General features: G+C 73.6%; 18 protein-coding genes. 12 read left to right on the top strand and 6 right to left on the bottom strand.

Annotated features, from left to right (window positions below):
- The first annotated feature begins 18 nt into the window (after positions 1-18).
- From pcaH to pcaDC, 4 genes are all read left to right on the top strand, one after another.
- Complete coding sequence (gene pcaH / locus PWG71_RS10575) at positions 19-804, top strand: protocatechuate 3,4-dioxygenase subunit beta (protein WP_274809453.1); 786 nt, start codon at positions 19-21, stop codon at positions 802-804.
- Positions 801-1,358, top strand: coding sequence for a protocatechuate 3,4-dioxygenase subunit alpha (pcaG, locus tag PWG71_RS10580; RefSeq protein WP_274809454.1), 558 nt, complete (start codon positions 801-803; stop codon positions 1,356-1,358). Before pcaH ends, pcaG begins: the two co-directional genes overlap by 4 nt.
- A gap of 123 nt (positions 1,359-1,481) precedes the next feature.
- Entirely contained in the window at positions 1,482-2,708 is a 1,227-nt protein-coding gene (locus PWG71_RS10585) for a lyase family protein (RefSeq protein WP_274809455.1), read from the top strand.
- Positions 2,705-3,883, top strand: coding sequence for a bifunctional 3-oxoadipate enol-lactonase/4-carboxymuconolactone decarboxylase PcaDC (pcaDC, locus tag PWG71_RS10590; RefSeq protein WP_274809456.1), 1,179 nt, complete (start codon positions 2,705-2,707; stop codon positions 3,881-3,883). Before PWG71_RS10585 ends, pcaDC begins: the two co-directional genes overlap by 4 nt.
- A 63-nt stretch (positions 3,884-3,946) precedes the next feature.
- On the opposite strand, the gene PWG71_RS10595 is transcribed toward pcaDC, so the two are convergent.
- Both PWG71_RS10595 and PWG71_RS10600 read right to left on the bottom strand, forming a co-directional pair.
- Complete coding sequence (locus PWG71_RS10595) at positions 3,947-4,804, bottom strand: SDR family oxidoreductase (protein ID WP_274809457.1); 858 nt, start codon at positions 4,802-4,804, stop codon at positions 3,947-3,949.
- Positions 4,805-4,929: 125 nt separating this feature from the next.
- The gene (locus PWG71_RS10600) at positions 4,930-6,177 is read right to left on the bottom strand and encodes an AI-2E family transporter (RefSeq protein WP_446725004.1); all 1,248 of its coding nucleotides are present in this window, start codon (positions 6,175-6,177) and stop codon (positions 4,930-4,932) included.
- A 281-nt stretch (positions 6,178-6,458) separates the two neighbouring features.
- On the opposite strand from PWG71_RS10600, the gene PWG71_RS10605 reads away from it, so the two are divergent.
- From PWG71_RS10605 to PWG71_RS10615, 3 genes are all read left to right on the top strand, one after another.
- Positions 6,459-6,821 (top strand): winged helix-turn-helix transcriptional regulator, encoded by a 363-nt coding sequence (locus tag PWG71_RS10605; RefSeq protein ID WP_274809458.1) that lies wholly within the window; start codon positions 6,459-6,461, stop codon positions 6,819-6,821.
- Positions 6,822-6,930: 109 nt separating this feature from the next.
- Positions 6,931-7,860, top strand: coding sequence for a universal stress protein (locus PWG71_RS10610; RefSeq protein WP_274809459.1), 930 nt, complete (start codon positions 6,931-6,933; stop codon positions 7,858-7,860).
- A gap of 4 nt (positions 7,861-7,864) precedes the next feature.
- Positions 7,865-8,899 carry a methyltransferase gene (locus PWG71_RS10615; RefSeq protein ID WP_274809461.1) on the top strand — a complete coding sequence of 345 codons (1,035 nt, stop codon included), beginning with the start codon at positions 7,865-7,867 and terminating at the stop codon, positions 8,897-8,899.
- A 105-nt stretch (positions 8,900-9,004) separates the two neighbouring features.
- Here PWG71_RS10615 and PWG71_RS10620 read toward each other — a convergent pair whose 3' ends face one another.
- Positions 9,005-9,820 (bottom strand): NAD(P)H-binding protein, encoded by an 816-nt coding sequence (locus tag PWG71_RS10620; protein ID WP_274809463.1) that lies wholly within the window; start codon positions 9,818-9,820, stop codon positions 9,005-9,007.
- A gap of 151 nt (positions 9,821-9,971) precedes the next feature.
- On the opposite strand from PWG71_RS10620, the gene PWG71_RS10625 reads away from it, so the two are divergent.
- Positions 9,972-10,694 (top strand): DNA alkylation repair protein, encoded by a 723-nt coding sequence (locus PWG71_RS10625; RefSeq protein WP_274809465.1) that lies wholly within the window; start codon positions 9,972-9,974, stop codon positions 10,692-10,694.
- 27 nt (positions 10,695-10,721) lie between these two features.
- Here PWG71_RS10625 and PWG71_RS10630 read toward each other — a convergent pair whose 3' ends face one another.
- The gene (locus PWG71_RS10630; RefSeq protein WP_274809466.1) at positions 10,722-11,321 is read right to left on the bottom strand and encodes a hypothetical protein; all 600 of its coding nucleotides are present in this window, start codon (positions 11,319-11,321) and stop codon (positions 10,722-10,724) included.
- A 151-nt stretch (positions 11,322-11,472) separates the two neighbouring features.
- Positions 11,473-12,171, bottom strand: a complete 699-nt coding sequence (locus tag PWG71_RS10635; protein WP_274809467.1) for a pyridoxamine 5'-phosphate oxidase family protein — start codon at positions 12,169-12,171, stop codon at positions 11,473-11,475.
- 319 nt (positions 12,172-12,490) lie between these two features.
- Here PWG71_RS10635 and pdxR point away from each other — a divergent pair, with 319 nt between their 5' ends.
- The 3 genes from pdxR (at position 12,491) to PWG71_RS10650 (ending at position 16,675) form a co-directional block, all read left to right on the top strand.
- Positions 12,491-13,930 (top strand): MocR-like pyridoxine biosynthesis transcription factor PdxR, encoded by a 1,440-nt coding sequence (gene pdxR, locus PWG71_RS10640; protein ID WP_274809468.1) that lies wholly within the window; start codon positions 12,491-12,493, stop codon positions 13,928-13,930.
- Between the two features lie 209 nt (positions 13,931-14,139).
- Positions 14,140-14,937, top strand: coding sequence for a siderophore-interacting protein (locus PWG71_RS10645; protein WP_274809469.1), 798 nt, complete (start codon positions 14,140-14,142; stop codon positions 14,935-14,937).
- 133 nt (positions 14,938-15,070) lie between these two features.
- A complete protein-coding gene (locus tag PWG71_RS10650) occupies positions 15,071-16,675 on the top strand; it encodes a glycoside hydrolase family 10 protein (RefSeq protein WP_446725005.1) in 1,605 nt (534 codons plus the stop codon).
- Here PWG71_RS10650 and PWG71_RS10655 read toward each other — a convergent pair whose 3' ends face one another.
- Complete coding sequence (locus PWG71_RS10655; protein WP_274809470.1) at positions 16,676-17,431, bottom strand: thioesterase II family protein; 756 nt, start codon at positions 17,429-17,431, stop codon at positions 16,676-16,678.
- 290 nt (positions 17,432-17,721) lie between these two features.
- Here PWG71_RS10655 and PWG71_RS10660 point away from each other — a divergent pair, with 290 nt between their 5' ends.
- Entirely contained in the window at positions 17,722-18,033 is a 312-nt protein-coding gene (locus PWG71_RS10660) for a hypothetical protein (protein WP_274809471.1), read from the top strand.
- The last annotated feature ends 87 nt before the right edge of the window (positions 18,034-18,120 follow it).

Below are 18,120 nucleotides of genomic sequence, written 5' to 3' on the forward strand. Positions count from 1 at the left end.
CCGCCGTACGCTCCCGCCATGAACAGCACCCCGGTTCCGGCTCCCGACCTGGAGCCCCAGGAGGCGATCAGCGCGCGGATCGCCGCCATCGAGGCCGCCCACCGCGCCGACGGCGAGGGCCGCCCCCAGCCCGCCCTCGACTACCCCCCGTACCGCAGCAGCGCTCTGCGCCACCCCACCAAGGACCTCCACCACACCGACCCCGAGACCATCGAACGCGAGGCCCCCTGCTTCGGGGACCGCGACGTGGACCCGCTGGAGGCGGACCTGACCATCGGCGGCGCGGGCGAGCCGATCGGCGAGCGCATGATCATCGCCGGCCGGGTCACCGACGCCGAGGGCCGCCCGGTGCGCCGCCAGCTGGTGGAGGTCTGGCAGGCCAACGCCGGCGGCCGCTACGTGCACAAACGCGACCGGCACCCGGCCCCGCTGGACCCGAACTTCACCGGCGCGGGGCGGTGCCTGACCGACGACGACGGGTACTACCGGTTCCAGACGATCAAGCCGGGCCCCTACCCGTGGCGCAACCACCACAACGCCTGGCGCCCGGCCCACATCCACTTCTCCCTGTTCGGGACGGAGTTCGCGCAGCGGCTGGTCACCCAGATGTACTTCCCGGGCGACCCGTTGTTCGCCCTGGACCCGATCCTGCGATCGATCACCGATCCGGCCGACCGGGAACTGCTCGTGGCGTCCTACGACCACGACCTGACCACCCACGAGTGGGCGACCGGATACCGGTGGGACATCGTCCTGGGCGGTTCCCGGGGCACCCTCATGGAGAACGAAGGAGACGAGGCGTGAGAGCGACCCCGGGACAGACGGTCGGACCGTTCTTCCACTACGGACTGCCCTATGACGGCGACCGCGACCTCGTGCCCCCGGGTTCGGTCGGCGCGGTGCGGTTCGGCGGGCGGGTCCTGGACGGCACCGGCGCCGGCCTCCAGGACGCGCTGGTGGAGATCTGGCAGGCGCGGCCCGACGGCACGGTCCCCCGCGAGCCGGGGTCGCTGCGCCGCGACGGGTGGACCTTCACCGGGTTCGGTCGGGCCTCCACCGGCCGCGACGGCCGCTACGCGTTCTCCACCCTGGAGCCGGGGCCGACCGAACCGGGCGGAGCGGCGTTCTTCGCCGTCACCGTGTTCGCCCGGGGCCTGATGGACCGGTTGTTCACCCGGGCCTACCTGCCCGACGACGCGGCGGCGCTGGCCGCCGACCCGCTGTTGTCGTCCCTGCCCGAGGAGCGCCGGTCCACCCTCGTCGCCCGTCGCGACGCGCGGGGGCTGACCTTCGACATCCGTCTCCAGGGCGCGGACGAGACCGTGTTCCTGGACCTGTCGGGGTACCGGAGACCCTGACCCCCTCCTCCTCCCGAAGAGAGGGGATCCGGGACCGACCACCGGTGGTCCGAGACGTCCGCCTCGTCACGGATCGGCCCGTGACCCCCTCCACCGACGACCGCCCGCAGGAAAGGAATCCCGTTGACCGACCTGTTCTGGCCCGGGGACGAACGCGCCGGCGACCTGTTCGGCGACCACACGTGGCTGACCGCCATGGTGGAGGTCGAACAGGCCTGGCTGGACGCCCTGGCCGGGGCGGACGCGGCCCCGGCCGGGACCGACCTGTCCGCCCTGGTCGGCCCCGACGACCTGGCCGCCCTGGCCGGGGCCGCCGAGGGCACCGGCAACCCGGTCCCGGCCCTGGTGCGGCTTCTGCGCGAACGCGCCCACGGCCCCGGGGCCGCCTGGGTTCACCGCGGGCTGACCAGCCAGGACGTGGTGGACACGGCGCTGATGCTGTGCGCCCGCGACGCCCTGGACCGGGTGCGCGACGACATGCGCCATCAGATCGGGTCCCTGGCCGCCCTGGTCCGGGCGCACCGCGACACCGTCATGGCGGCGCGCACCCTCACCCAGCACGCGGTGCCCACCACGTTCGGGGTCAAGGCCGCCGGTTGGCTGGGCGGGACCCTCGACGCCGCCGAGGCGGTGGGACGGATCCGCACGCCGGTGCAGATCGGCGGCGCGGCGGGCACCCTGTCGGCCGCCGTGGACCTGGTCCGCGGCCAAGGCTCCGCCGACCCGACCGGGGCGGTGTCGGCCCTGGTCGCCACGGTCTCCGACCGCCTGGGGCTGGCGCCCGCCGATCCCTGGCACACCGCGCGACGCACCGTCACCGCCCTGGGCGACGCCCTGGTGGGCTGCACCGACGTCTGGGGGCGCGCGGCCGCCGACGTCTCCACCCTGTCCCGGCCCGAGATCGCCGAGGTGACCGAGCCCGCCGCCGCCGGACGCGGCGGCTCCTCGACCATGCCGCACAAGCGCAACCCGGTCCTGTCGGTGCTCGTCCGGCGGGCGGCCATCGCCGCTCCCCCGCTCGCGTCGACCCTGCACCTGGCCGCGGCGCTGGCCGTGGACGAGCGCCCCGACGGGGCCTGGCACACCGAATGGGCGACCCTGCGCACGCTGGCCCGCCGCACCGTCGTCGCCGGTTCCCAGACCCGCGAACTGCTGGCGGGACTGACCGTGAACACGGAGCGGATGGCGGCGACCGCGACGGCGGCCCGCACCGACCTGACGGCCGAAGCCCGGACCATCGCGACGTTCACCGGCACCGACCCCGCCGACGACACCCCGTTGGGCGTCTCCGACGTCCTCATCGACCGCGTCCTCGACCGCGCCCACCGACACCTGGAGGCCGACTCATGACGATCCCCCGCATCACCGGCGTGGAACTGGCCGGTGGCCCGGATCTGCCGCTGCTCCTCGTGGGTCCCTCCCTGGGCACCTCGGCGACGGCGCTGTGGTCGGCCGTTGCGGAACGGCTCGGCGACGCCTTCCACGTCGTGGGCTGGAACCCGCCCGGACACGACGGCGCCCTGGTCCGGGACCCGTTCACCATGGCGGAGCTGGCGCGGGGGGTGCTCGCGTTCGCGCGCGGGGTCACCGCCGCCCGCGGGGACGCCGATCGTTCCTTCTCCTACGCGGGCGACTCCCTCGGCGGCGCGGTGGGCCTGCACCTGCTGCTGGACGCCCCCGAGGCGGTGCGCGCGGCCGCACTGCTGTGCACGGGGGCGCGTATCGGCACACCCGACGCCTGGCGCGAGCGCGCCGCGACCGTGCGCGCCTCGGGCACCCCGAGCATGATCGAGGGGTCGGCGAAGCGGTGGTTCGCCCCCGGGTTCCCGGAGCGCGAACCGTCCACCGTCGCGGCCCTGCTGCACGCCCTCCAGGACACCGACGCCGAGGGTTACGCCCTGGCCTGTGAGGCGCTGGCCGACTTCGACGTGCGCGACCGGTTGGACGGGATCACCGCGCCGGTGCTGGCGATCGCGGGCGCCGAGGACGTCCCCACCCCGCCGGGACTCCTGGCGGAGATCGCCTCGGGGGTGCGCCTGGGCCGGTACGAGGTCCTGGAGGGGGTCGCCCACCTGGCGCCGGCAGAGGCCCCCGACCGGGTCGCCGACCTGCTGCGCGCCCACCTGCGCGCCCCGGGAGCGCTCACCCTGGACGGGGTCCGCGACGCGGGCACGGCGGTGCGCCGGCAGGTGCTGGGCGACGCCCACGTGGACCGGGCGATCGCCGCGACCACCGATTTCACGGCCGACTTCCAGGAGTTCATCACCCGGTACGCCTGGGGGTCCGTGTGGACCCGCCCCGGGCTGGACCGGCGCAGCCGGTCGATGATCACGCTGACCGCGCTCATCGCCCGCGGCCACCACGAGGAGCTGGCGATGCACGTGCGCGCGGCCCTGCGCAACGGGCTGACGGTGGAGGAGATCGAGGAGGTCGTGTTGCAGAGCGCGATCTACTGCGGTGTCCCCGACGCCAACTCCGCCTTCCGCATCGCCCAAGGCGTCCTGGCCGAGGAGGGCCTCGCCTGACCCCGGGCCGGTCGTCCGGCCCGGGTTCCTCGGCCGAGGGCCGAGGGACCCGGGCGGGACCGGTCAGGCCAGGGCGCGCAGGGTGTCGACGAGCGGAGTGGAGGGGCGCCCGATCAGGCGGCGCAGGTCCCCGGTCGGCTCACCGAGCGCGCCGTCGCGGATGTTCCCGTCCAGCGCGGCCACGAACCCGGCCGTCCCCTCGTCCAGGCCGACCTCGACCAGGAAGGCGACGTGCTCCTCGGTCGACAGGTTCTTGTAGACGACCTCCCGGCCCAGTACCTCGGACAGGGTCTCGGCCAGTTCGGCGTAGGTCCAGGCGGTGTCGCCGGTCAGCTCGTACACCGCGTCCGCGTGCGCGGCCGGGTCGGCCAGCACCACGGCGGCCGCGGCCGCGAAGTCACGGCGGGCGGCGCTGGGCACGAGCCCCTCACCCGCGCTGCCGATGAACGACCCGTGGTCGCGGGCCTGCTCGAACTGGGGCACGTAGTTCTCGTGGTACCAGTTGTCGCGCAGGATCGTACGGGTGATCCCCGAGGCCGCCAACAGCTCCTCGGTGGCCTTGTGGTCGGGGGCCAGGACCAGGGTGCTCTCGGTGGCGTTGGGTGCGCTGGTGTAGACGATGTGCCCGACCCCGGCGGCGACCGCCGCGTCGATCGCGGCCCGGTGCTGGGCGACCCGTCGGCCCGGCTCGGAGGCGGAGATCAACAGCAGGGTGTCGGCGCCGGAGAACGCGGGCGCGAGGGTGGCCGGATCGTCGAGGTCGATCCGCGCGGTGCGCACCCCCGAGGCGGCCAGTGCGGCCAGCCGCTCGGCGTCGCGGCCGGTGGCGACGATCTCCCGCGCCGGGGTCCCCCGCTCCAGCAGTTCCTCGACGACGAGACGGCCCAGGTGGCCGGTGGCACCCACGATGACGACGGACATGAGCGATGGTCCTTCCCACTGCCCGGCCGAGACGTTCCCGGCCGCTGTCAGTGGGCAACCCGCCAGGTGGGGGGCACATTCCAAAGTTCCCGTACCCACTTTTTTGTCAGGTACCCACCTTGAGGTTAGCCATGAGGTGGGAGAGGTCCGGGCCGTCCCGGGTCCGGGCCGGTTCCCTCTTCCCGTGGGGCGGTCACTTCCTCCCCGAAACCGTCCTCCCCCTCCGCCCGGATCCGATCCTCCCCCGCCGGACCATCGGACGTCCGGGCGGCGCTCAACAGGGGGTGCTCGGCCACCTCGTAGCGCCGGATGTAGGTGCCCAGGAACGCCTGGAGGCTCGCCCCCATGGGCAGCGCCAGCAGCGCACCGGGCGCGCCCATGATCGCGACGCCGGCGAGGACCGACCCGAACGCCACGGCGGGATGCATGTCCAACGTCTTGGCGGTGATCCGCGGCTGGAGGACGTAGTTCTCGAACTGCTGGTAGACGACCACGAACGCCAGCACCCACACCGCGGCCCAGGGCCCCTGCAACAACGCCACGAGCACGGGCACGAAACCGCCGATGTAGGTGCCGACCGTGGGGATGAACTGCGACAGGACCCCCACCCACAGCGCCAGCGCGAAGGCGAACGGCACGTCCAGCGCGACCAGGACGAGATAGTGCGCGACGCTGGAGACCAGCGCCAGGAGCGCCCGGGAGTAGAGGTACCCGCCCGTCTTCTCGATCGTGATCTCCCAGGCCCGCAGCACCTCGCGATGCGTCCGGGGCGGCAGGACCGAGCAGATGACACGGCGGAAGCGCGGGCCGTCGGCGCACAGGTAGAAGGTGAACAGTGCGACCGTCAACCCGTTGAAGAGCAGCCCCAGCAGGGTCGTCCCCGCGCCCAGGGCGTTGTCGGCGATCCTGGAGGCGTACCCCTCCACCACCCCGCTGGCACTGCTGACCTGCTCGATCAGGGTGGTCGGGGAGTAGTCGGTGTCGAAGGTGGCGTTGAACCAGACCAGCGCGGCGCGCAACATCGCGGGCGTCTCGGCCGCCAGGGCCAGCACCTGGCCGATCAGCATGGAGCCGAGCATGCTCAGGAAGACCCCGGTCGCCACCAGGACCAGGAGCATGACCGCGCCCGTGGCCGGCCCGCGGGGCCAGCGGCGGCGGTGCAGCCAGTTGACCGCCGGCTCCAACGCCAACGCCAGGAACAGCGAGATCAACAGCAGGACGATGAGCCCCTGCAACTGGAGGAACAACCACAGGGCGATACCGAAACCCGTGACGGTCCACATCACCATCATGACCGCCCGGGGCAACCACGGGGGCATGCCCGCTCGGCGATCGGCGACCGGGTCCTGGTGCGGTGGGGTGCTCGTGTGCAAGCCGGGATTCCTTCTCTGTACGGCCCGCCGTCGGACTCCGCCACGGGCCGGGGACGTTGTCCCCGCCCACCGGACGATAGCCGCCCCACCGCCCGGCCGGTCCCCTCACCCGCGAGAACACCCCGGTGGGGCGACGCGATGTCGAATCCGGGGAACACCGACGGGGTTCCCCGGCTCCGTCCTCCACGGAACGGGGAACACGACCCGCCAGGGGGGAGTCCCTCCCGAAGGTCCGGTACCTCCTTTTCCCCGGGTACCCGCCTCTGGGTAAGTTAGGGGGTATGAGCGTCACGAAGGCTTTTCCGGAAGGTCAGGTGTTCAGCGCCGACTGCCCCTCCCGCCGGCTGCTCGGCGAGATCACCTCCAAGTGGGGCGTCCTGGTCCTGATCGCGCTGGCCGACGGCCCCCTGCGCTGGAGCGGGCTGCTGCGCCGCATCGGGGGCGTCAGCGAGAAGATGCTCGCCCGCACCCTGCGCTCCTTCGAGGCCGAGGGGCTGGTGCTGCGCGACGCGCGCCCCGTGGTGCCCCCGCACGTGGAGTACAGCCTCACCGACGCCGGACGCGAGGTCACCGACCGCCTCGTCCCCTTGGTCGTCTGGGCCGAGGAGTACGCGGTGCGCGCCCCCATCGCCGAGCGGGACTGAGTCCTCGGAGTTCTCCGCCACACCAGGGGGACTGTCGGTTCCCGCACCGACCATGGGGCAGACTCCTGGAAGGGCGCGGGCCACGTGCGCCCGACGAGGGAGGCACACGATGACCGACGATCAGGCGCGCACCCCGGCGGTGGTGACGGGCGTCGACGGATCCACCGAAGCGCGCGCGGGGCTGGAGTGGGCGGCCGCCGAGGCCGAACGCAGAGGGCTGCCCCTGAAGGTGGTGCACGCCCTGTCGATGCCGGTGGTGACGAGCGTCTACGCGGGGCGCACGCGGTTCCCGCCCACCGAGGAGATCTCCCGGCAGGGTGAACGGATCCTGGAGAAGGAGGCCGACCACGTCCGAAGGCTCCACCCGGATCTGGAGGTGCTCACCGAGCTGGCGCTGGAGGAACCCCCCGTGGCGCTGTTGCGCCGTAGCGGGCCCGGTGACCTGATCGTGGTCGGGTCGCGCGGTTTCGGCCCGGTGCGCTCGGCTCTGGCCGGCACGGCGGGCGTCCGGTTGGCGGCCCGGGCCACCTGCCCGGTGGTCGTGGTCCCCCACCACGAGGGGGACGCCGGGACGCCCGCCGCCCCCGAACGGATCGTGGTCGGCGTGGACGGCTCCCTGGACTCCCAGCACGCCCTGGACTTCGCCCTGCACACGGCGGCCCGTTCCGAGAACGGCTCGGTGGTGGTCGTCAACAGCTGGGAGGCGCCCACACCGTTCGCCTCCCCCGCGCTCATCGCCTCGGGGTGGACACCGCCCGAGGACTTCCTGGACCGCCAGTCGGAGGAGATCGTCGCCGGGGTGCTGGCCGAGGTGATCGACGAGACCGTGGACCGGGTGGACCTGTCCGTCGTGCGCACCCGCAAGGAACCGGTCACGGCGCTGGTCGAGGCGGGCGCCGAGGCCGACCTGATCGTGGTCGGTTCCCGGGGACGGGGCGGTGTGCGCGGCCTGTTCCTGGGCTCGGTGAGCCAGGGCGTCCTGCACTCCGCGACGGTCCCGGTCGCGGTCCTGCCCCGGCACGCCGACACCGGGGAGTGAGCCGATGACACGACCCTCGCCGGACCCGCGACCGCACACGGCGCTGGGACGGATGCTGTTCGGCGGCATGGTCGCCCACCTCGTCGGCGGAGCGGTCCGGCTGGGCCTGCCCGACGCCCTGGGCGACCGGGAGTCCACGGCCATCGGGCTGGCCCGGACGTTGGACGCCCGCGCCGACACCGTGGAACGGCTGTTGCGGGCGTTGGCGGCCGTGGACCTGGTGGAGGAGACGGCGCCGGGACGGTACGCGCTCACCCCGACCGGACGGCTGCTGCGCTCCGACCACCCCGAATCCATGGCCGCGATCGCGCGCTTCTACACCGACCCCCTCCTGCTGGACTCCTGGCGGGAACTGGCCGGGAGCGTGCGCGACGGCTCGGTGGCCTTCGACCGCGTCCACGGGGAATCGTTCTTCGACCACCTGCGGGGGCGCCCCGAACAGGCGGCGATGTTCCACGCGGCCATGGCCGACGGCACCCGGGGCACCGCCCGCGTCCTGCCCGACGCCTACGACTTCGCGCCGTTCACCACGGTCGTGGACGTGGGCGGCGGGGACGGGACACTGCTGAGCGCGATCCTGGCCCGCCATCCGCACCTGCGGGGGGTGGTGTTCGACAACGCCGACGGGACCGTCCGGGCACCGGCGACCCTGGAGCGCGCCGGGGTCGCCGACCGCTGCGCGGTGGTGACGGGGGACTTCTTCTCGACCGTCCCCGCCGGGGACGTGCTGCTCCTCAAGAGCATCGTGCACGACTGGGACGACGACCGGGCCGTGAGGATCCTGACCCGCTGTCGGAAGGCGATCGCCGAGGACGGTCGGCTGCTGCTGGTGGAACCGATGCTGCCCGACGGCGCGGCCACGGTGGAGAACACCGTGCCGTTCCTGAGCGACCTGAACATGATGGTCAACACCGGCGGTCGAGAGCGGACCCGCGCCGACTTCGAGGCGTTGTGCTCGCGCGCCGACCTCACGGTGACGTCGGTGCGGACCCTGGCACCGCCCTCGGGGTACGCGCTGATCGAGATCGCGCCGAGGTGAGGGCGGAGCCCCGGTGACCGACGGACCGTGGTGAACACGGTACCGCCGTGAACGTCGGGCGGGCACGGGCGCCCACCGGGGACCCGTGCCCGCCCGACGGCCGGCTCAGGACCGGAAGGCGTCGGCGTTGTCCCGCGCCCAGTCGGCGAAGGTGCGGGCCGGACGCCCGGTGACCTCCTCGACGGTGGGCAGGACGCGGTCGGCGGTCTCGGGCGGGTCGGTGGCCAGGGAGATCCCGAACTCGACGTACTCCTCGGGGAAACCCTGGGCGCGCAGACGCGCGCGCTCCTGCTCCTCGGTGAGGCGCACCCAGGCGACCTCGCGGCCGATGGCCCGCCCGATCGCCTCGGCCCGCGCGGCGGGGGTGAGCGCCTCGGGTCCGGTCAGCACGTGGATGCGGTCGCCGTGTCCGCCCTCGGTGAGGGCGACGCCCGCGACGGCGGCGATGTCGGCCTCGTGCACGACGGCGCTGGGCCAGTCGGAGAGGGTGCGCACGGCCCCCTCCCCGTGCACGTCGGGGGCCCATTCCAGGGCCCCGGACATGAACTCCCCCGGGGCCAGGAGCGTCCATTCCAGCAGGTCGGTGCGTACGGCGCGCTCCATCGGACTGCCGCCCCAGGCGCCCAGGACGGTGGCGCGCCGCGCCCCGGAGGCCACGGCCAGGTCGACGATGTCGGCGGCGTTGTCGAGTTCGTCCCCCTCGCCCCCGAAGGTGATGAGGTGGACGGCGTCCACCCCGGCGAAGGCCCCGGTCAGGGTCGCGGTGTCGGTGAGGTCGCCGCCGACGACCTCCACCCCGGGTCCCAGGTCGGCGCGGTCCGGGGTGCGGGTGAGCGCGCGTACCGGGTGCCCCCGGTCGACCAGCCACCGCACCAGGTGGCGTCCCACGTTCCCCGTCGCCCCGGTCACCAGAACAGTCATGTGTCCCCCTCGTTCTCCTGTGTCGGACGGGCCCCGATGGGCCCGAACACCACCGTCCCGAACATGGAGGACACTTGATGTCCTCCTCTCGTGCCGTTCTGCGCGGAGTCGGTGCTCGCCGAATGTGGGTGGCGCGCGATCTACTGTCCCCATGAGCACATCTCCCACGGCCGAGGATTTCCTGGCCCGTCTCGACGAGCACCGCAGCGACGAGGAATTGCGCAAGTACCAGCGCTACTTCAGGTTCGACGCCGACCATCAGGACCCCGACGACCACTTCATCGGCGTGCGGATGGGCACGGTCTTCGCCCTGGCCAAGGAGTTCCGGGCGATGGAGCCGGAGGAGATCGAAAAGCTCATGGACAGCCCCGTCCACGAGGCACGCGCCGGGGCGATGAGCATCATGGAGAAGAAGGCCAGGGACCGCAAGGCCACCCCCGAGGAGATCGGCGTGCTCGCGGCGCTGTACCTGCGCCGCCACGACCGGGTCAACGACTGGGACCTGGTGGACCTGGCGGCCCACCACGTGGTCGGCCGTCACCTGCGCGACCGGCCGCGCGACGTGCTGTACGCGTTGGCGCGCTCGGAGGACCCGTGGGAGCGGCGCACCGCGATCGTGGCGACCGCGCACTTCATCGCGCACGGGGACCTGGACGACGCCTTCGCCCTGTCCGGGATCCTCGTCGAGGACGGCCACGAACTCGTCCAGAAGGCGGTGGGGTGGATGCTGCGGGCGGCCGGCGAGGTGGACCGCGCCCGGCTGCTCGCGTTCCTGGACGAGCACGCGGCGCGGGCGCCGCGTCCGTTGCTGCGGGCGGCGATCGAGAGACTTCCGTCCGAGACGCGCGCCCACTACCGGTCGCTCCGGCCATGAGGTGCCGGGCCGCCCGCCGCGGCCCGGTCAGGACAGGAGGGCCTCGACGTGGCGCACCCGGACGGCCCGGGTGGCGGCGGTGGACAGAGGCTCCAGGGTGCCGCCGTTGCCGACTCCGTCGTGCCAGCTCAGCGACCAGGTGAGGGTGAGGGTGAGGGGGAAGGCCCCTTCGGGGGCGTCACCGGAGGGACGGGTGTAGGTGTGGACGCAACCGATCTCGGGGACCGCGCAGGTGAAGGCGGATCCCTCGCCCGTCTCCCAACGGGCGGTCTCGGGAACCGCCACGACGGTGACGGTCTCACCGAAGGCCCGGGAGGTGAGGACGACCTCGGCGCGGGCCGGGCGCGCGGGGCGAAGGCACAGGGGGACGCCGGTGACGGTGGTCATGGCGGTGTCCCCCAGGGGGGCGGGCAGGGGCATCAGGGCGCGCATCCGTTCGGCGACGGCCCGGGGAGGCAGGCCGGGGGGCAGGCGGGGCAGGGCCCGACAGGAGGTGCTCCAGGTGCCGCCCGAACGGCTGTGCTCGTCGCACGTGCCCGGCGCTTCCCGCGCGATCACCGCACCGTCCGTCACCGGGGCCATCGACAGGACCAGGGCCAGAGCGAGCGCCAAGAGACCGCGCGACACAGGACACACTCCTTCACGTGATGACACGGCTACTGCGAGTGATCACAGCAGACCATAGCCATATCACGCTCCGTACACAACCGGTCCCGCGAAAGCGGCGGGGACGATACGGACGGGGAGGGACCGATCGTCCCTCCGGACCCGCCCCGCGTCACACGGGCGAACGGCGCGCGCCGACATGGCGCGGCACCTCGATGTCCGACCGCAGCAGCGGGTCCGGCTCGGGTTCGCCGAACACCTGACGCACGGGGACGACCCCCGCCCACACGTCCAGGGCGTGGTCCTCCTCCTCGTCCACCGGCGGCCCCGTGCGGACCTTCACCGACGCCTCGGCCAGCGACAACGCCAACACCCGGGTGGCCGCCATCTCCTTGCGGTCCGGCGCGCGGACCGCGTCCCACCGCCCCGGGGAGATCTGCTCGGTCAGAGCGCGCAGCCCGGCCGTGCGCTCGGCCTCCTCGGCCACCACCCGGGGACGGCCGTAGATCATCGCCGACCGGTGGTTGACCGAGTGGTGGAACGCCGACCTGGCCAGCACCAGACCGTCGACCAGGGTGACCGTCACGCACACCTCCGAGTCGGTGCGCAACGACCGGGCGCCCGTGGACCCGTGCAGGTACAGGGTGTCGTCGATGCGGCCGTAGGCGGTGGGCAGCACCCGGGGAGCGCCGTCGACGATCACCCCCAGGTGGCAGAACAGGCCTTCGTCGAGCAGGGCGTACAGCTCGGAGCGGTCCGTGCGCTGCTTGTGCCCGCCCCGGCGCAGCCGGGTCCGGTCGGTGGCCGAGAGCGGGGCGTGCGCGGCGGCGGAGGGCCGCGGGGGCCGCGGGGTTTCGGTGGTAGGGCGCATGTCTTCACGCTAGGGTCCGGGTGGCCTGCGACCCAGGGCCACTTCCGGGCGAAAACCCACGACCACTTTCCCGACCTCCCGTTCCGGGCGGTGAACGGGGAACCGGACGGTCCCGCCCGCGCCTCGCGACACGACCGCCGTCGAGTCCGGGCGGGGATGTCGAGGGCCGCCTCGTCGCACCGGCCCCGGTCTCCACCGGCGAGAACGGTGGGCACCGCCCACTCGGCGCTAATATGAGATACATGTCCGATGATTCGTCTCGGATGTCCGGCCCGTTCCTGCCGCCCGCCCCGTATCTCCAGCCCTGGAAAGCGCCCCCGTGCCCCGCCACCACGCCGAACCGGCCCTGCGCCTGGACCGGGCCGACGCCGTCCCGCTCACGGTCCAGCTGGCCGCCGCGCTGCGCGCGGCGATGTCCGACGGTTCCCTCGTCCCGGGCGAGCGCCTGCCCTCCAGCCGCACCCTCGCCGCCCAGCTGGCCGTCAGCCGCACCGTCGTCACCGACGCCTACCAGCAGCTGTACGCCGAGGGCTGGTTGGAGGGCCGGCACGGATCGGGCACCTTCGTCGCCCCCGGTGCCGCACCCGCACCCGTCGAACGCGGCCCCATCGAGCCCGCCTGGCGCACCGCCGCCGCCCGGGGCGGGGGCATCGCCCGGCACGAGCACCGCCCCTCCCGCACCGAACTGCGCGAACGCGGCCTCATCGACCTGCGCCCGGGGGCGCCCTGGGTACACGCGGTGGACCGGGCCGCCTGGCGCCGCGCCTGGCGGCACGCCGCCGACCTGCCCCACGACGACGACCCGGATCCGCGCGGTCTGCCCCGGCTGCGCGGCCTGCTCGCCGACCACCTGCGCCGCGCCCGCGGCATCGCCGTGGGACCGGAGAACATCCTGGTCACCCGGGGCACCGGCAACGGCCTGGACCTGACGGGGGCGGCCCTGATCGCCCCGGGCGACCGGGCGGGGGTGGAGGAGCCCGGCTACGGAAAGGCCCGCACCGTCCTGGCCGCGCGCGGCGCGCGCATCGTCCCCTGCCCGGTGGACGGCGACGGCCTCGTCACCGACGGCCTGCCCCGCGACCTGGGTCTGGTGTACACCACCCCCGCCCACCAGTACCCGCTGGGCGGCAGGCTGCCGGTCCCCCGGCGCGAACGCCTCATCGCCTGGGCCCGCGAGACCGGGGCCGTGGTCGTCGAGGACGACTACGACGCCGAGTTCCGCTACGACGTGGCGCCGCTGCCCGCCCTGTACGGGATGGACCCGGGCCGGGTGGTGCTGCTGGGCACCCTGTCCAAGACCCTCACCCCGGACCTGGGCATCGGGTGGATCGTCGCCGAACCCGATCTGGTGGAGCACCTGGCGCGGGTGCGCCACGGCCTCACCGACCGCACCCCGGGAGCGGTGCAGGCCGCCACGGCGCTGCTGCTGGAACGCGGTGACCTGGACCGGCACCTGCGGCGGATGCGGTTGGAGTACGCGCGCCGTCGGGCCCTGGTCATCGAACACCTGGGGCCCCGACTGACCGGGGACACCGCCGGGCTGCACGCCATGCTGCCACTACCGGCCGAGGCGGTGGCCCCGGTGGTCGCCGAGGCCGCCGCACACGGGGTGATCGTGGACGACACCGGTCGCACCAGCCACGCCGAACCGACGGTGCACGGTCTGGTGCTGGGGTACGGCTCGGCGCACCCGGCCGACCTGCGACGCGGGTGCGCGTCGCTGGCCGCGATCTTGGACCGCCGTCTGGGACCGGCCTGAGGACGCCCCCGCGCGGGGGCGTCGGATCGCGGGATGGACACGACGGGCCTCTCGTGTCGTCGGCGAACGTACGGGGCCGGGCCGGGCACGGGTGGTGCGGGAGGTGTTCGGATCCGGGCACGGCCGCCCCCGGTCGACTAACACGGTTGGTAAGGCTAACCTCATGTGAGTTTCGTGTCTGTTCGTCCCCGACCGAGAAGAGTGTTCCCGTGCGTGTCGAGAACCCCTCCCACCGCGCCGTGATGCGCGCCGGCGTCGTGCGCACCGAGCGGATCACCGAGCACTTCGTCAACGTGACCCTGGGCGGGGACGAACTCGCCGACTTCGAGTTCCTGGGCCGCGACCAGTTCGTGCGCCTGTTCCTGCCCCGCCCCGGCCAGGAACGGGTGCACCTGCCCACCACCGCGGACCGGCGCTGGGTGTCGCAGCTGTACGCGATGCCCAAGGAGCGGCAGCCCTACGTGCGCAACTACTCGGTGCGCCGCTTCGACCCGTCCGCCCTGGAGATGGACATCGAGTTCGTCGACCACGGCGAGGGCGGTCCCGCCTCCGCCTGGGCCCGCGTCGCCCGGCCGGGCGACGAGATCGGCCTGCTCACCGACGGCGTCTACTACCTGCCCTCCCCCGAGGCCGGGACGCAGCTCCTGGTGGGCGACGAGAGCGCGCTCCCGGCGATCGTGTCGATCCTGGAGCAGGCCCCCGAGAGCCTGCGCGCCCGGGTGTACCTGGAGGTGCCCTCCGCCGCCGACGTGCGCCCCCTGCGGTCGCTGCCGGGGGTGGAGGTGCACTGGCTGCCGCGCACCGACCCGCACGAGGTGCCGGGCCGCCTGGCCCTGGAGACGGTCCGCGCCGCCGACCTTCCCGAGGAGCGCCCGTACTGCTTCATCGCGGGCGAGAACGCGCTGCCCACCGAGCTGCGCCGGCACCTGGTGCGCGAGCGCGGGGTGGCCAAGGACGACATCACCTTCATCGGGTACTGGAAGCACGGGCAGGCCGTCACCGACTAGCGTCGCCGCCTCCCCGAAAAAGGTAAAGATAATCTCCCCTACGCCCCAGAGTGTCCAAAACGTTATGCAATGACCTAGTCTGAGCTCCGGTGCGCCACCGGGCGCACCGTGGAGGCAGCTCAGAGGAGATCCCGTGGCTTCTGGTCGACACGCCGGCCCGGCTTCGCACCCGTACCGACGATGGGTGGCGCTCGGCGCCACGGCGGGGCTCGTCCTGGCCGGCTACGCGATGGTCGGCACCACCGGATCGGCCGACCCCGGCCCCGGCGCCGCCCTGTGCGGGGCGGCCGACGACAAACGCCAGATGCGCGGCGCCTGGCTCACCACCGTCGGCAACATCGACTGGCCCTCCGAGCCCGGCCTGTCCGCCGACGAGCAGCGGGCCGAACTCGACGCCCGTCTGGACGAGGCCGCGGAGCTGGGCCTCAACACCGTCTTCCTGCACGTGCGCCCCACCACCGACGCCGTCTACGCCTCCGACCTGGAGCCCTGGTCGCGCTACCTCACCGGCGAACAGGGCGGCGACCCCGGCTACGACCCCCTGGAGTACGCCGTCGCCGGAGCCCACGAACGCGGTCTGGAACTGCACGCCTGGTTCAACCCCTACCGCGTCGGCGTCTCCTCCGACCTGGAGACCCTCGCCGACGACCACCCCGTCAACGAGCACCCCGACTGGATGATCCGCTACGGCGGCGAGGGCTTCCTCGACCCCGGAGACCCCGAGGTGCGGGCGTGGGTCACCGACGTCATCATGGACGTCGTGGAGCGCTACGACATCGACGGCGTCCACTTCGACGACTTCTTCTACCCCTACCCCAAGGACGGCGAGGAGTTCGACGACGACGCCTCCTGGGAGGCCCACGGCGGCGACTTCGACGACCGCGACGACTGGCGGCGCGACAACGTGAACCGGTTCGTCGCCGGCATCCACGAACGCATCGAGGAGACCAAGCCCTGGGTGCGGTTCGGCATCTCCCCCTTCGGCATCTGGCGCAACGACGGCAGCGACCCCACCGGATCGGCCACCGAGGGGCTGGAGTCCTACGCCGCCCAGCACGCCGACACCCGCGCCTGGATCCGCGAGGGCACCATCGACTACGTGGTCCCCCAGCTGTACTGGGAGCGCGGATTCGCCGCCGCCGACTACGAGGTCCTGGCCGACTGGTGGGCGAACGAGGTCGCCGACACCGACGTGGACCTGTACATCGGCCAGGCCGCCTACCGGGCGGGCGAGCCGGGATGGCAGGGCGAGAACGCCCTCACCGACCAGCTCGACCACTCCTCCGGGATCGACGGGATCGACGGCGACGTCTACTTCTCCTTCACCTCCCTCACCGAGGAGGCCGCCGAGGCGTTCGCCCACGTGCGCGAGGAGTACTACGCGCACCCGGCCCTGCCGCCCCTGGCCGACGTGCCGGCCGACGCCGACCCCCGGGTGGGCGCGGTGCGCGGCCTGACCGCCACCGCCTCCGACGAGGGCACCGACCTGACATGGCGGGCCGACGACGACGCCCGCCTCTACGCCGTCTACCGGATCGCCCCCGAACACGCCGAGATCATCGAATCCGGCGGGGTCGAGGACGTCTGCGAGACCCTCACCGCCGACACCCTGCTCGGGGTCACCGGTGACACGACCTGGACCGACGACTCCGAAGCCGAGGGCGCCTACGTGGTCACCGCCCTGGACCGCGACAGGGTCGAGGGGCCGGCGGGCGAGGCGGTCGACCCGCGTCTGTGATCAGCCGGCCAGGTCCCGGGCGAGGATCCGCAGCACCTCGGCACGGTGGCGCACCGGGAAGAAGTGGTCGCCCGGCAGCACCTCCAGGACGTGCCCGCGCGTGGTCGTCTCCGCCCACGCCGCCACCTCCTCGGGGGTGACCGAGGGATCGTCGGCCCCGGCCAGCGCCGTGACGGGCACGTCCACGGGGGCGGGCGCGGTCGGGCGGTAGGTGTCGACGAGCCGGTAGTCGCCCCGCACGGCGGGCAGCACCAAGGACCGCAGGCCGTGGTCGGCCAGCACGCCCGGGGGTGTGCCGCCCAGTGCCTCGATGACGGCGACCAGACCGTCGTCGTCCAACAGGTGCACCCCGGCGGTCGGCCCCTCCCGGCCGGGGGCGCACCGGGCCGACGCGAACAGCCGCACCGGGGCGCCCAGCGGCCCCTTCGCCAACCGTCGGGTGCTCTCGTAGGCGACCAGGGCGCCCATGCTGTGCCCGAACAGCGCGTAGGGTCCGCTCACGCACTCCTCGATCGCGGCGACGGCGCCTTCGGCGAGGTCCTCCATCCGGTCGACCGGGGGCTCCCCCATCCGGGTCTCCCGGCCCGGGTACTGCACGACGAGGAGGGCGTACTCCTCGGGCAGGTCCGCCGACCACTCCCGATAGAAGTTCGCCGACCCGCCCGCGTGCGGGAACAGCACGACCGTGAGCCGCGCCCCCTCCCGCGCGTGGAAACGACGGAGCCAGGGACTCCCCGTGCCGGGAACGGACCTCATGCGCCACCTCCGACCTACCGGGCGGAACCGGCTTCCGCCCCAGGAGATCCAACCAGCCCGAGCGTACGGGCTCAACGGGCCCCCGGCGTCGCGAGGACCACCCGGCCTTCCGCCGCCCTTGAGGGGATCGGTGTGCCGGCCGTCCCCGTGGCCGCGGCGCGCGGCTAGGGACCTGGTGGGGGCGTTGTCCACAGATCCGGGATTCTCCCGCCGCGCCGACCCGATCCCGGGAAGAATGGACCTCGAACACGACCGATCCCCGTTCCGGCGGGGAACGACGGGGGGACGGCATGGTGGAACCGGTCGACACGTCCGAGGAACGAGCGCACGAGGCGCGCGGTCGCGCCGCCGCCCTGCTGACCCGGCTGGTGGCCGCCGAGTCCGAACACGGACTTCCACCGGTGGAATGGCTGCTGGACCGCTCCGGCGGGCTGCACGGCACCGCCTCGAAGGCGGGCCCGGAGGCCGCCTACGCCTGGGCCGACTTCTTCGGCGCCGCCGTCCGCGAGGGCGCCCCGGCGAGCGTGCACGGCCGCCCGACCCTGCTCACCGGACTGGACGACTACCGGGGCGTGCGCGTGGTGGTGCGCACCCACCACTGACGGTGGGAATGTGCGGAGCCTCCCTCGGCGGGTCCCGCGCACTCGGCCGACCGACGCCTGCCGGCCCTCCTCGACGGGAGCCGCCGG

This window comes from Nocardiopsis sp. N85 (assembly GCF_028882275.1).
Classification (GTDB): Bacteria; Actinomycetota; Actinomycetes; order Streptosporangiales; family Streptosporangiaceae; genus Nocardiopsis; species Nocardiopsis lambiniae.

What these genes read in the sequence shown, in the direction of transcription:
- PWG71_RS10610 (WP_274809459.1), top strand. Translation starts at nt 6,931, where the DNA reads ATGACCGACGATCAGGCGCGCACCCCGGCGGTGGTGACGGGCGTCGAC.
- PWG71_RS10605 (WP_274809458.1), top strand. Translation starts at nt 6,459, where the DNA reads ATGAGCGTCACGAAGGCTTTTCCGGAAGGTCAGGTGTTCAGCGCCGAC.
- PWG71_RS10620 (WP_274809463.1), bottom strand. Translation starts at nt 9,820, where the DNA reads ATGACTGTTCTGGTGACCGGGGCGACGGGGAACGTGGGACGCCACCTG.
- pcaDC (WP_274809456.1), top strand. Translation starts at nt 2,705, where the DNA reads ATGACGATCCCCCGCATCACCGGCGTGGAACTGGCCGGTGGCCCGGAT.
- PWG71_RS10615 (WP_274809461.1), top strand. Translation starts at nt 7,865, where the DNA reads ATGACACGACCCTCGCCGGACCCGCGACCGCACACGGCGCTGGGACGG.
- PWG71_RS10660 (WP_274809471.1), top strand. Translation starts at nt 17,722, where the DNA reads ATGGTGGAACCGGTCGACACGTCCGAGGAACGAGCGCACGAGGCGCGC.
- PWG71_RS10635 (WP_274809467.1), bottom strand. Translation starts at nt 12,171, where the DNA reads ATGCGCCCTACCACCGAAACCCCGCGGCCCCCGCGGCCCTCCGCCGCC.
- PWG71_RS10655 (WP_274809470.1), bottom strand. Translation starts at nt 17,431, where the DNA reads ATGAGGTCCGTTCCCGGCACGGGGAGTCCCTGGCTCCGTCGTTTCCAC.
- pcaH (WP_274809453.1), top strand. Translation starts at nt 19, where the DNA reads ATGAACAGCACCCCGGTTCCGGCTCCCGACCTGGAGCCCCAGGAGGCG.
- PWG71_RS10595 (WP_274809457.1), bottom strand. Translation starts at nt 4,804, where the DNA reads ATGTCCGTCGTCATCGTGGGTGCCACCGGCCACCTGGGCCGTCTCGTC.
- PWG71_RS10625 (WP_274809465.1), top strand. Translation starts at nt 9,972, where the DNA reads ATGAGCACATCTCCCACGGCCGAGGATTTCCTGGCCCGTCTCGACGAG.